Origin of the sequence: Alistipes sp. An54 (assembly GCF_002159375.1) — a bacterium.
In the GTDB taxonomy this organism is placed as follows: domain Bacteria; phylum Bacteroidota; class Bacteroidia; order Bacteroidales; family Rikenellaceae; genus Alistipes; species Alistipes megaguti.
Genome location: NZ_NFIA01000015.1, coordinates 23,829 through 37,321, shown reverse-complemented (window position 1 = coordinate 37,321; position 13,493 = coordinate 23,829). Strand labels below are relative to the sequence as shown.

Annotated in this window: 9 protein-coding genes; 8 read left to right on the top strand and 1 reads right to left on the bottom strand. The window is 56.9% G+C overall.

The annotated features are described in order from the left end of the window. The first annotated feature begins 6 nt into the window (after positions 1–6). From B5G09_RS11865 to B5G09_RS11840, 6 genes are read left to right on the top strand one after another with little or no spacing between them, the layout of a single operon-like run. Positions 7–3,135 (top strand): hypothetical protein, encoded by a 3,129-nt coding sequence (locus tag B5G09_RS11865; RefSeq protein ID WP_087405329.1) that lies wholly within the window; start codon positions 7–9, stop codon positions 3,133–3,135. A 12-nt stretch (positions 3,136–3,147) separates the two neighbouring features. Then, entirely contained in the window at positions 3,148–4,227 is a 1,080-nt protein-coding gene (locus tag B5G09_RS11860; protein ID WP_143256552.1) for a hypothetical protein, read from the top strand. 12 nt (positions 4,228–4,239) lie between these two features. Beyond that, entirely contained in the window at positions 4,240–5,349 is a 1,110-nt protein-coding gene (locus B5G09_RS14115) for a hypothetical protein (RefSeq protein ID WP_162608277.1), read from the top strand. A gap of 8 nt (positions 5,350–5,357) precedes the next feature. After that, positions 5,358–6,776, top strand: coding sequence for a hypothetical protein (locus B5G09_RS11850; protein ID WP_143256549.1), 1,419 nt, complete (start codon positions 5,358–5,360; stop codon positions 6,774–6,776). A gap of 60 nt (positions 6,777–6,836) precedes the next feature. After that, on the top strand, positions 6,837–8,342 hold the full coding sequence (locus tag B5G09_RS11845) for a glycosyl hydrolase family 28 protein (RefSeq protein WP_162608276.1): 1,506 nt from the start codon (positions 6,837–6,839) through the stop codon (positions 8,340–8,342). An 8-nt stretch (positions 8,343–8,350) separates the two neighbouring features. Further along, a complete protein-coding gene (locus tag B5G09_RS11840) occupies positions 8,351–10,594 on the top strand; it encodes a GH92 family glycosyl hydrolase (protein WP_162608275.1) in 2,244 nt (747 codons plus the stop codon). A gap of 195 nt (positions 10,595–10,789) precedes the next feature. Here B5G09_RS11840 and B5G09_RS11835 read toward each other — a convergent pair whose 3' ends face one another. Further along, a complete protein-coding gene (locus tag B5G09_RS11835) occupies positions 10,790–11,386 on the bottom strand; it encodes a YqiA/YcfP family alpha/beta fold hydrolase (protein WP_087405323.1) in 597 nt (198 codons plus the stop codon). 180 nt (positions 11,387–11,566) lie between these two features. Here B5G09_RS11835 and B5G09_RS11830 point away from each other — a divergent pair, with 180 nt between their 5' ends. Both B5G09_RS11830 and B5G09_RS11825 read left to right on the top strand, forming a co-directional pair. Beyond that, positions 11,567–12,184, top strand: coding sequence for a sigma-70 family RNA polymerase sigma factor (locus tag B5G09_RS11830; protein ID WP_162608274.1), 618 nt, complete (start codon positions 11,567–11,569; stop codon positions 12,182–12,184). Between the two features lie 142 nt (positions 12,185–12,326). Further along, positions 12,327–13,274 carry a FecR domain-containing protein gene (locus B5G09_RS11825; protein ID WP_087405321.1) on the top strand — a complete coding sequence of 316 codons (948 nt, stop codon included), beginning with the start codon at positions 12,327–12,329 and terminating at the stop codon, positions 13,272–13,274. The last annotated feature ends 219 nt before the right edge of the window (positions 13,275–13,493 follow it).

Below are 13,493 nucleotides of genomic sequence, written 5' to 3'. Positions count from 1 at the left end.
GGTGGATTGCTCGGTGTGCTGTGGCTCTGTGCCGCGGCACCGGTTCCACCGGCTCTTCATCGAATTGATCTCGACGGAATCTGGAGGTTCGCTCCCGAACCGGCCGACGGCGTATCGTGCCGTCAGTGGGCCTCGCCCGGATTCGATGATGGAGCATGGCGCGAACTGCGCTCCGACGCCGGTTGGAAACAGCAGGGTGTCGAGCATTCCGGATTCGGATGGTATCGCAAGTGGATCGATATCCCCGACGATTGCCGGGGAATTCCCCTGTCGCTAACCTTCGGCGAGATTTGTTACGATGACGACGTCTTCTTCAACGGGGTTCGTATCGGCGGATTGCGCGGCCCTTATAAATATCGCAATCTGATCTCGCGGCTCTATGCCGTTCCCGATTCCCTGATACGCTTCGGAGAGAAGAATCTTGTTGCCGTACGGGCCTGGGGTATGCTCGGTGAAGGGGTTGAAGGGGATCGTTTCGGTCTGGCGAGCGGCCGGTGTGAGGCCCGTTTCGATCCTTTGCAGGTGCAGCTCCGACGTACGGACCGTCCCGGAGACAGACCCTGTCATCCCGCGCTCTTTGATTTGAGCGATGCCCAATGGGGAATGACCTTTGAGGTTATTCAGCATCTGGATCCCTCGCTTCCGGTTGCTGCAGGACGCTCGGTTATTTACCGTCTGTCCGATCTCTACGGATCGGAGCTCCTCAAGGGGAAGACCTCGCTTGTGCAGACGGAGAGGGGGCTGCCTGAGGTGGTGATCCCGGTGGATAGCCTGACGGCGCGCCGGATTGGCCTGGCCGGTCGTTTTCTTGCATCGAGTCAAGTGTTCGGCCCCGGAGGAGAGCTGCTGGCCCAGCGTACGGATACGGTCGATCATCTCTCTTTTGCGGCTCGGGATACGATGCGTTTGCCGGAATGTTTCCAGGGGGTGGTGCACGATACGCCTTACGGTCGTCTGCGTTTGGTCGACGAGATCGACTGTGCTCGGGAAGTCGCTCTCGATCCACATCCCTACATGCAGAGCGGGTTTGACCCCAGACAGCAATACGCCACGCCCGGATCCCCGGTCGAAATGAATACTCCGCAGATTCTCGGCCGCAAGGCCCGGGAAAGCGGGTATGGCTGGTTTGCTTATCGCATCGGACGGGGAAAACTCAAGCCTCATACCTGTTATCTGGTGCGAATCGAGTATCCTGAGGACAAGCCTCGCTACTGCCCCATCGAGATTCAGACGGGGGAGAATTATCAGAACGTGGCCTGGCGAAGCGGCGTCTCCCCGCAGAGCCCCTATGACAACTGGCCCCTGAGCGGTCAATGGTGCTGGTTCGACACGATCGTGCCGCTGGACGATGAAACAACGGGAACGTCGGGTGCCAACGGTGCCTCCTCGCTTGCCGGGTTCTGGATTTATGTGATGAACAAGTACAATCCGCCGGCCTATTTCCCCTTGTTCGAAGGGGGACCGGCCGTTGCCCGGATTCGTCTCTACGAACTGGAGGAGCGGCATCTTCCGGTGATCCGTTATCCGGAAGCGGCCCCTCGCCGGATTCTGATGCTCGATTGGGAGCGGCAGCCGCTCATGGAGCCCCGCGATGTGGTCGAGTATGCCCGGCAGATGGGGTACAATGCCGTGGCTCCGGTCATCATGAAGTGGGCCATGATGAACTATGCCGATCCCGTTCCGGGATATGAATCCTATAACGACGATTCGAGAGGGTATTGGGACAAGCTCGTGACACCGGCGGGCGAAATGCCGCGTGCTGCCGTGCCGGACCGGAAAAGCATCCATGTGCGCTATCTTGAGGCTACGGCCCGTGCCGGAATGGGCTATATCCCCCGGATCGAGTATGGAGGTTCGGAGTTGCTGCCCGTTGAGGCCCGGGCCATTGACGGCGAGGGCAACGTCGCAAAGCCCAATCGGTTTGCTGCCTGGTGCGGAGATCTGCTGCATCCGGCGACCTTTGCCGATTTTTCGCGGCTGCTCGACTCTCTGGTGGGGAAATATGCCGCCCGGAATCCCCAGTTGCTGGGCGTTCTGTGGCGGATCCGGAGTGATCGGATGCCGATCAGTTACAGCCGGGCCGATATCGAGATGTTCGCCCGTGAGACCGGGACAACCCCTCCCGGGACCGTCTCCGATCGGGAGCTGGCCCGTTGGGCGTCACAAGGTGCGGCGGCCTCGGCTTATACGGACTGGTGGCACCGCAAACGGGCCGAATTCCAGGGTCGTGTCGCCCGATTGCTGGATGGGTACCGTTCGGATCTGAAGTTGTGGTTCTACAATTGGGACAATGACAAGTTCTCGCTGGGCATGCACGATTTCACGGGATGGGATTTCCTGGGTCCCGCTGTCCGTCTGGCCCAGAAGGATCCGCAACGGGTCAGGGAGATGTATCTCCGGAATATCGAAAAAAGAGACCGGTATACGACGGAGGACTATCTCGAAATGATGCGCACGGGTAATCTGGGTGTGAAATCCCAAGGGTATCTGCCCCATCACGGCTTGCGTCCCTGGCTCTATCGCGATATTCCCGGGGTCTCGCTCTTTGCTCCGATCAATGCCCTGTATACGGCACGGGATTCCGTCTTCCTGAATTATTTCCGCACGGCGGAAGGCCTGTCGGTGAGCAATCCGGTGGTTTACGATGAGGCCTGCTCCCGGTTCATAAATCCCAAGTTCGAAGGAAACATGTCGATCCCGGCCGGAGCTCCGTTCAGCATGGCGCTGGAGCTGTTGTCGTGGTTCCACGGTGACGCCCGGACCCTGACCTACACGACGTATACCTATGCCCGGGGCTTTGCGGCTGCACACCGGCGTTTTGCCCAGGCCTTCCTGGCCCTTCCGGCCATTTGCGGCGAGTGCGTCGACGCGGGCGATCCCGATACGCGTATCCGGATCTATCGCACGCCGAAGGCCGTATATCTCGGCGTGGCGTCGAAATCCTATGTCTCGAAAACAATCCGGGTGTCGGTCCCGCTCGATAAGATCACCCCGTCGGGGCCCGTATCGGTCGAGGACATGGTCTGCGGCGGCAAAGTGCCTGTCGATTGCACCGGAAAACAACTCCGGTTCGATATCGAATCGGGGCCCATGCAGTTGCATGCTTTCCGAATTACCGAAGTAAACAACGATTAAAATTTTCCGTCTATGAACAAATCATCCGTTATTTTCCAAGTTTGCATGGGGCTACTGTTGGCCTTCATGGCTGTCGGTGGCTGGAGTTGTGCCGATGAATCCGACGAGGGTGGTCCCGTCATTTCGGAGGTCAGACGTTCGACCGGTCCGGTTACCTATGCCTCGCGGGGCAATGGAATCCAGATCGTGGGGTCGGGTCTCGGAACGACCCGGTCCATCCGGTTCAACGGCTATGAAGCCAATATCCATACGGCGACGATCGAGCCGAACAGTATTCTTATCGTCATTCCGCAGAGCGTTCCGACGATCGAGGATCAACCGGTAAGCGATCTGCTGGAGGTGACCACAACTGCGGGTACTGCCTCGATACCGTTCATCATCCTGCCCAAGGCGCCGACCCTCTCGGCTTCCGATAATGCCTCTCCGGCCGTGGGGGATGTCGTTACGCTCACCGGAAAGAATCTCTACTACGTGCAGTGGGTTTCATTCCCCGGTGAAACACCCGTAAAGACGACGCAATTCGAAACCGCCGAGGACGGACTCAGTCTGAAGGTTACCGTTCCCGAAGGGTATGATCCGTTGGCCGGAGGCGACATCGAGGTGTGCACGTTGAGTGGAAATGCCGTGCTTGAGGCTCCGCGTCCTCCTCTGGAGATCACCGAGTTGAAATATGTGGCTTCGGTGAACGCCGATCCGTGGCAGGTGAAGGAGAATCTCCAGACGGGAGACCTGGTCTATGTCGATCGGACGGCTGTTTTCGGTCAGATTCCCGATTTCTATGTCGGTGCGACCTGGATCAGTACGGCAACCAACAGCCGTGCGTTCAATGTCGTCGGAGAGACGCTTGCCTCCTTCAAGGTGAACCGGGTCACGGACGTCTACATCGCACGAAATCAAGGAACAGGCACCACCATCGAGGAGTGGCTCGCCGGATGGGAGGAGATGCCCCGGGGCTCGAACGATGAGAACTATATCAGCGTGGGAACCGACAAGTTCTGGATGTACAAAAAGACCTTCCCGGCCGGCAGTACCGTCGAAGTGGGCCGCAACGGCAATACGGGCCGTTCTCCCTATTTCATCATTCTCAAATAATTTCCAGTGTCTATGAAAAAATGGTTGATATATGCCGCTCTGTTGTTGACGGCGGCCTGCGGCAAGGATGACAATGAGTCGGCGCTCGGGACTCCTTCCATCACCCGGATCCGGACCGAGGCCGGAACGATAACCTATGCCAAACGGGGTACGAGCGTGGAGATTGAAGGCCGAAATCTGATCAAGGTGAATTCCGTGACCTTCAATGGCTGTGAAGCGGATCTGAGTGTGGCGGTCATCGCTCAGCAGCGGATTCTGCTGGCGGTTCCCGAAGAGGCTCCGACCATTGCCGACGGTCCAGTGACCGATGATGTGGTTGTCAAGACCGATGGCGGTGAGGCCCGCGCCCAATTGATTCTGCTGCCGCCCGAACCGGTTCTCCACGCCTTGAGCAATCCGATGCCTGAAGTCGGCGAGAAGATCGTCATTCGGGGTGAATGCCTTTTCTATGTCCAGGAGATCAATTTCCCGGGGCGCAGAATCTTTACCGTAACCGATTTTACCCCCTCGGACGATGGATCGGCGGTTGAAGTGACCGTTCCCGAGGGATATGATCCTTCGAAGGGGGATATCAGTGTCGTGACGCTCAGTGGCGAAGCCTCCATCACGCCCGAAGTCCCCGAAGAACCCGATCCGGAGGAGCCCGACGACCCCGATGATCCCGAGGAACCGCTGGTGGTGACCGAACTCAAGTACCTGCCCGATGTTTCGTATGCGCCCTGGCAGGTGAAGGAGAATCTCCAGGAGGGGGATTATGTCTACGTCGATCGGACGACCATGACTTTCGCGTATATTCCCGAATTCTACAAGGGTTCTCTCTGGATCAGTACGGCTGTGGACAGTCGGGCCTATATCAACGAGGCGGAACCGCTCGTATCGTTCCGCATCAATCGCGGATGCGATGTCTACATTGCCTACAATCAGGGTACGGTCGGTTGGGCCCGGTGGCTCGCCGACTGGGAGAAGATGACCATTGGTGAAGATGGACGGGTGCAGATCGAGGTTGGTACTACCGATAAATACTCCATCTACAAGAAGCATTTCGAGGCCGGTGTCGTCGAACTGCACTCCAACTCCAACCAGTCGAATGTCCGGTCGCCTTATTTTGTTATCCTGAAATAGCCTGAATCATGAAAAATCATTGGTTATATGTTTTGCCGCTGCTTGTGATGATCTCCTGCAGCAAGGAGGAGACTCCCGAACCCACCTCCAACATCCCGCCGCTTGAGGCCGAAATGTTGCCCGGCGGATGGCCTGATCCGGTAGTTCCGAACCTGAACGGTGCCGCAGCTCATTTCAATACCTATATCGATTTTAGCTCCTATTGGAACTCCACGGCGATGAATCAGTTCCAGCGAGCCGGATACAAATTCGTCCGAATGGGTGCCCCGTGGCATGATGTCGAGACGATCAAGGGCGTCTACAGCTTCCGCGGGAACTCCTCCTACCAGCCTGGTTACGATCGGGCCTTTCTGGCCTTCTTCAAGCGCGGAATCCGCCCCATCTTCTATGTTGGATTCGGAAATACGCTCTATGGCCAGAGCCAGACCGTACCGATTACCTCCGAAGAAGGGCTGACCGGCTTTGCGAATTATTGCAAGGCCATGATGAAAAAGTATCGCGATTACAACCCGATATTCGAAATCTGGAATGAGCCGAATCTTTCGGGTTTTGGAAGTTACACGGCCGAGCAGTATGTGGAGTTGGTCCGCAGATGCCGGGCGGCGATTCTTGAGGGTTGGAGCGAAGACCGCAATACGGACGGTCTGGAGAAACCCTTGATCATCGGGCCCGTGGTATCCAACGGTTGGGCCCGGGGCAATATGTTCGACCGGTGTCTGGATGCAGGACTGCTCGATGTCGTGGACGGGGTTTCCTACCATCCTTACACGGATCTGAGTTCGTCGGCCGATCGCCGTATCCCCGAAAATATCGTCTCCTCGACGGAAGCCATGAAGGAGGAGCTGGCACGTCGCGGACATCCCGGATTCCCGATCGTGTTTACCGAATGGGGATGGTCGACGAGTCTGCCCACGACCTTTGAGACCGGAGCCATTGATTACGAAACTCAGGCCAAGTATCATGTGCGCATGTTGATCATGGGTTACTATATCGGGATCAATATCAACTGCATCTATTCGCTCGACGATGCCCGCAATGAGGATATGCGGTCCGACATTCTGGCCAAACACTATGGAATGTTCTACACGACGGGCGAGAATTTCCACAAGATGATGGTGGCGAAACCCTCGGTGAGTGCCGTGACCAAGTTTACCGAGAGTCTGCGTGGATATGGCTATGTCGAGCGGGTGAACATGGGTGACGAAGGAGTGCTGGACTCTTCGAAGGACTGGTGTCTGGTTTTCCGCAATCCATTGACCGGTGAGGCCAAGGTTGCCGTATGGACCGTCGAGAGTGGGGTCGAAAAGACCTCTCCCGATCTGATGCCGATCCTGGGGCTCTCCCGGTCTGTTGTCGTGCCGTTTACGGACATGCCCGTATACGTCCCGATCGAGGGCTATACGCCGCCGGCCGACGAGAATGAGTAACTGTTTGTCGGTTGCCGGAGGATGCGCAGGAACCTCCGGCAACCGTTTTTCGGATCACGTATGAAAAAAATCCTCTTTTGGACCTTTTGTGCCTTCTGGATCGGATCCCTGCAGGCACGGGATTTCAATATCCTTGATTTCGGAGCCTCGCCGGCGGGTACGGACCTTTCGACGCAGGCCATTCAGCGTTCCATTGACAGTTGCAGTGCCGCTGGCGGCGGACGGGTGGTGGTCCCGCCCGGTACGTTCCGTTGCGGCACGCTGATTCTGCGGGACGATGTCGAGCTGCATCTGTGTCGGGGCGCTCTGCTGAAGGGGAGTGACCGGTTGGCGGATTATCCCTTCCTTGAGGTGCGCTATCAGAGCCGTTTTACGGACAAAAGCTATTATACGGGGCGTCGGGAGAGGTTGCGTTACCGGGCCCTGATCTTTGCCGAAGGGTGTCGCAATGTCGCCTTGACGGGCGATGGCTGCGTGGATGGAAGCGGAGAGGCTCCGGTGTTCCAGCTGGGCAACGACGCCGGGTCGAAGGCCAGTCTTGAACGTCCGATTCTGATCCTGATGATCGATTGTCGCCAGGTCGCGTTGAGGAACGTCCGCTTGCGGAACTCCGCTTACTGGATGCAGTGCTATTTGGCCTGCGACGGCGTTTCGGCGTACGGAATCAAGGTCTTCAACCACTGCAATTTCAACAACGACGGTATCGATATCGATTCCCGGAATGTCCGGATTGAAGCGTGCGAATTCGATACCGATGACGATGCGGTCTGTCTGAAGAGCCACGATCCCGATCGGTGGTGCGAGAATGTCGTGATCCGCAACTGCACGGTGAGAACCAACTGCAACGGCGTCAAACTCGGAACCGGTTCGTTGGGCGGCTTCCGCAATGTGCTCATTGAAAACATCCTGCTCCGGGCGGCCTCTGAAAACCGGATCCGGCATTGGCAGCGCGATCTGGAGCATGTGGATATTCCCCATACGATGTTGGCCGGACTGGCGATCGAAACCGTCGACGGCGGCATCACCGAGAATATCGAGGCGAAGAATCTCCATATGGAGGGGGTGCAGACTCCGATTTTCATCAAACTGGGGAATCGGATGACTCGTCGTGAGGACGGCCGCCAAACCGCACTTCGGAATATTCGTCTCTCGAATGTCCGGGCCACGAGCTACAGCCGGATGTGCAGCAGCATTACGGGATGGCCCGGGCATCCGGTCGAGCATGTCGTATTGTCCAACATCGGGATCCTGTCGTCGGGCGGAACTCCGGAGACGGAGGTGGTCGAAACCCTCCCGGAGTGCGAAACGGAGTATCCCGAAAACAACATGTTCGGATTTACACTTCCGGCCAGCGGACTCTGGGCCCGACACGTCGCGGGGCTGGAGATCGAGCAGGTCCGATTGGGCCTTCGGCGTGCGGATGCCCGTCCGCAGCTCGTCCTGCAGGATGTCTCGGAGGCCCGGATCGCCCGTCTTCGCGGGGATACGGAGGAAACCGCCGTTGTGATGCGCACCGATGCGTGTCGGAGAATCGTGGCCGACTCTACAATTATCTTATCACATTGAGAAGTCATATGAGAGCCTTTGTCCTGATTGCCTTTACCCTTTTTGCCATGGGTTGTACGCGGAATGTGCCCCTTGCTGGGGAGGATCGCGCTTTGACGGCGTGGGTCGATCCCTTCATCGGAGTGGAGATCGGGAACACCCTGCCGGGGGCCACCCTCCCGTTCGGGATGGTGCGGTTGAGTCCCGATGTCGCCCCTCCGAACCATACGACCGGTTACCGTTCGGACCGTCCCATTCGGGGATTCAGCCACAACCATCTCAGCGGTACGGGCGGCGGCGCCCGCTACGGGAATGTCCTCGTTATCCCGCAAACCGAACCGGCCGATCTCTTCCCTGAACCCGAAAAGGTCGACGAATATGCCCGTCCGGGATACTACTCCGTCCTGTTGAGGGAGTACGGCACGGAGATCCGTTGTGAACTGACGGCTGCCCGGCGGGTCGGATTTCATCGGTATACCTTTTCCAAACCGGCCGGATCCATGACTTCGGAGGAGTTGTTGCGGGGATATGTCCCCGATGCCACGATTCGGGGCCGGATTCTCATCGACGCCTCGGCCATCATCAATATGGTCGAGGCGGAGGCCACGCACAATGTCAAAAGTGCGGTTCGTATCCGCTCCGACCGAGAGATGGAGGGGTATGGACGGTTCCGTGGCGGTTGGGGCGGCGAGAATCCCTATGCAATCTATTTTGCCGCACGTTTTGCCCGCCCGTTCGATGCCTGCGGAACCTGGAAGGACTCCCGCTTCTCGGAGGATTCGTTGGCCGAAGGTACGCAGGTGGGCGGATGGTGCGAGTTTCTCCTTCCGCAACGCGGTCAGGTTGAGTTGCAGGTGGCCATCTCCTACATCAGTACGGAACAGGCCTGGCGGAATCTGGATGAGGAACGGATGACTGATTTCGATCTCGTGCGTAATCGTGCGGACAGTATCTGGAACCGCAGTCTCCATTCGATTCGCGTGGAAGGAGGAACTCCCGAACAGAAAACCGTATTTTATACGGGACTGTATCACGCTCTGACGATGCCGGCCGATCTGGGAAAGGATGAAAATCCGCAATGGCAGAGCGACGAACGCCATTTCTGGGATTTCTATACGATTTGGGATACCTATCGTACCGTAATGCCTCTCTATACGCTGATCCTTCCCGAACGGCAGCGCGAGATTATCCGCTGTCTGTTGGATATTTACGAGCATCGGGGCTGGTTGCCGGATGCCTGGACTGCCGGGGATTATGCCTATGTGCAGGGCGGGAGTAATGCCGATGTGGTGATTGCGGATGCCGTGGTGAAGCATCTCGGAGGCTTTGATGTGGCAAGGGCTTACGAAGCCGTGAAGAAAAATGCCGATGTCATGTCGGACGACCCCTACAAGTATGGCCGGGATCTCTATGAATATGAAAAGTACGGGTATCTCTCGACGCATGTCAAGAATGGAAGTTCCAAATCGCTGGAGTATGCGTATGATGACTTCTGCGTGGGGCAGGTGGCCGCCAGTCTCGGTCGAGAGTGGGAGCGGGATCATTATATGCAGAGATCAGACTGTTGGCTGAATCTGTTCGATCCGCAGACCCGTTTCTTTTGGGCCAAGGATATCGAAGGAGAATGGGCTCCGGGTTTTTCTCCCACTTTTCGCCGCCCGGACTATTGGAACGGCCCTTATTTCTACGAAGGCACTCCCTGGAACTATGCGACCTATGTCCCGCATGACATGCGGCGGTTGATCGGATTGCACGGAGGCGCCGGACCGTTCGTGGCCTTCCTGGATGAACTTTTCGACGGGGGACATTACGAGATTGGGAACGAACCCGGTTTCCTGACTCCTTATCTGTATCATTATGCAGGACGTCCGGACCGCTCGGCTGAACGGGTGCGGAATCTGTTGGAGGAGTTCACCGTCGGAAGGCGGGGGCTGCCCGGACAGGATGATTCGGGTGCCATGTCGGCCTGGTATCTTTTCGGGGCCATGGGGTTCTTTCCCGTTGCGGGGCAGGATGTCTATCTGATCGGCTCGCCCCTTTTCGAGCAGAGCACCCTGATGTTGGAAAATGGTGCCCGGTTTACGGTAAAGGCCCCCGGAGCTTCGCGGCAGAACAAATATGTGCGGCGGGCCGTGCTGAATGGCAAGGAGTGGAACCGCAACTGGTTTACGCATGCGGATCTGGTCGATGGCGGAGAACTGTTCCTTGAAATGGGGCCGACCCCTTCGCAGTGGGGCCAAACGCTGCCTCCGCCTTCGTTGTCTGACGAATAAATCTCCGTTGCTTTTCAGATTGGCGGACGCAGGGAACAGTCGGACTCGGCATGTCGACTGAAAGCAATGCGGAGCATGGCGTCAGTAGCGACATAAGGGAGAGGCCTCTTAAAAAAGAGGCCTCTCCCTTTGATTGTTTCCGGGACCGATCCCGGCCTGCTGCGACCGGCTTCGAAGCCGATTCGGAAACCGAAACTACTGCATATCAGCAAGCAGCCGTTCGGCTAGCGGGGCGTAGTAGGTGCGAACCTCCTCGTCGGTGGGGGTATGACCTCCCGGGAAGTGGTAGATCTGCGTGTAGTGCTGGCGGAAGAGCGGTTCGTAGTGTGCTACCGTGTCGTGCTCGCCGAACAGTCCCCATACCCGATCACGATACTCCGGGCGGCAGTGGTCCCACTGATGAAGCTGAACCTCGGCAAATTCGTCGATCAGGGCCTGGTCGATGGTCAGCTGCTGGCGGCCGTCGGCCCGCGGTGTCTTGTATTCGTGGCTGCCGATTCGTTCGGAGAGGAAGCTCGTCATCTCCAGATGCGGGTTCCCCAGCAGGGCCGGAAGCCCGTTTTCCGATACCACGATCTGCGCCAGAAACGATCCGTTGCTGTTGCCGACCAGCAGATCGGGCTGCTCCGTGCGGCAGATGCGGTCGATGAGTTCGATGGCCTGTTTCGGATGGGCCGGCAGATCGGGTGCCAGAATCGTGGCTTTCCCGTCGAAATATTGTTGCAGAGCCCGGGCCGGTGCGCAGTCGCCCGAGGCGAAGAAGCCGTGCAGAAAGAGAATTCTCTTGGTCATAAGTCTGATGATTCGTATGTCGCTGCAAAGATGGCATGGTTTTGCTGAATTTGTCCGCCTCCGCTGAAAAAAATCGGATGATTCAGGCTTTTTTGTTTCGATATGATACCGATTGCCGTCGAATGTCGATTCTTTGTTTGCAGATTTTTATTGTATCTTTGTTTGCTCTCTTTGCAGCAGATGACGGAACCTGAAAAAATTACCGACCTGTTCGAACGTTGCAAGCCGCGTTTCGAAGCCATGGCCCGAAGCTATGTCTGTGACCCCGGTGTCGCCGAAGATCTGGTCATGGAGAGTTTCTGCATCTATCTGGAACGCTCCCGGGAGGGCAGAATCGGAGCGTGTCCCAATCTCCCGGCCTATATCTTCGCCATTGTCAGGAATCAGTGTCTGAACTGGCTCAACCGCCGCAAACGTACCTTGAGTATCGTACGGGAGCTGCACGATGACCAAATCCGTCAGATCGATCTCGAAATCCGGTCGTTGAACAGTTTGGATGTCGATGAACTTTTCGCTCCGGAGATCGAAACGGTCATCCGGCAAACCCTCGAACAGATGTCCGATCAACAACGGGAGATCTTCCGGCTGTTCCGTTACGAAGGGTGCAGCTACAAGGAGATTGCCGCCCGGCTCGGGATCTCGACGGCCAAGATCGACCACGAAAATCGAAAGGCGATCCGCATGCTTCGCGAGGCACTTGCCCGACTGCTCGTCATGTTGGGATACGGTTCGATGGCGGAGGTGCTTGTCGAACGGATCCTTTCCGATCTGCAGTATTTTGCCCCTTCTCTTTTTTAACCGGGGAAAACGTATTGATTTTCCGTGCGTTATCTGCGGATTGTATCATTGTCCGCATTCTTAAAAAGATTTATTTGCATTTTTTCCTCCTTTTTCCGGCGAATTCCGTCCGGCTGCTTGTCTTATAAGTGTGGAAAAAGAGATGATAAGACGCTACGTGAGAGGCGAGGCCTCTTTCGAGGAGCGGAAGCTGGTGACCGATTGGGCCGCTTCCGATCCGCAGCATTTCAAGGAGCTGGAGCAGGAGCGCCGCCTCTATCTGGCTTTGACCTGGCACCTCCCCGAGGTGAAAACGTCGGTTGCGGATACCTCCGCTCCGCGGGGCCGTCTGATTTCGTGGCGCCGTGTGGCGCGCATCGCCCTGCAGGCGGCGGCCGTGATTGTTGTGGGGTGTCTGGTCGGAACGCTTCTCTATACCCGCAGGATCGATGCGCTGGCCGAACAGACCCTCGCAATCCAGACGCCGGCCGGCCAGCGTATGAATACCACGCTGGCCGACGGTACGCAGGTCTGGCTCAACTCCCGGGCCCGTATCGAGTATCCGGTTCTTTTCGGTCGCAACGAGCGTCGGGTGAAGGTCTCCGGCGAGATGATGTTCGACGTGACGAAGGATCCCAACCACCCCTTCATCGTCGAAACCTATGCGTGTGACATTGAGGTCCTCGGTACGAAGTTCAATGTTGTGGCCGACGAGGCAAACAATCGTTTCTCGACCGCCCTGCTGCGGGGCGAGGTGCGCATCACAAGCCGGATTGACGGTCAGCAGATCCTCATGAAACCCGACGATGTCGTGAGCCTCGAAGAGGGCAAACTTCGGTTGTCGCATATCGACGATCCGGACGAATACCTCTGGACGGAGGGATATATCAACCTGAAGAACAAGAATTTCTATGATCTTGTCGAGGAGTTTGGCCAGGTCTTCGGCGTCTGGATCGAAGTCCAGGGCCATATTGAAGGTGCCGACCGCCGCTACAAGTGGGGAAAGATCCGCATTGCCGACGGTGTGGATGATGCGCTGGAGATCCTTCAGGCCTCTTATCGGTTTACCTATACGCGCAATATCGAAACCAATGAAATCGTGATCCGCTGACCCCGCGTCGGATGGAAAAAACGAAGATACCCGAAATGAATGTCGAACCTATAATCAATGAATTTGCCTATGCATAGACGGAGTTGAGTTGCAAGGGACCTGCCGTCGGAAAAAACAGATCCCCGAATGCTGTCACATTGGGGGATCTGCGCGGAAAAAGGTCCAATAGTCAAAGTGAAACCTACTAATGAACTTTAATACAAAAGTATGAATAATAAT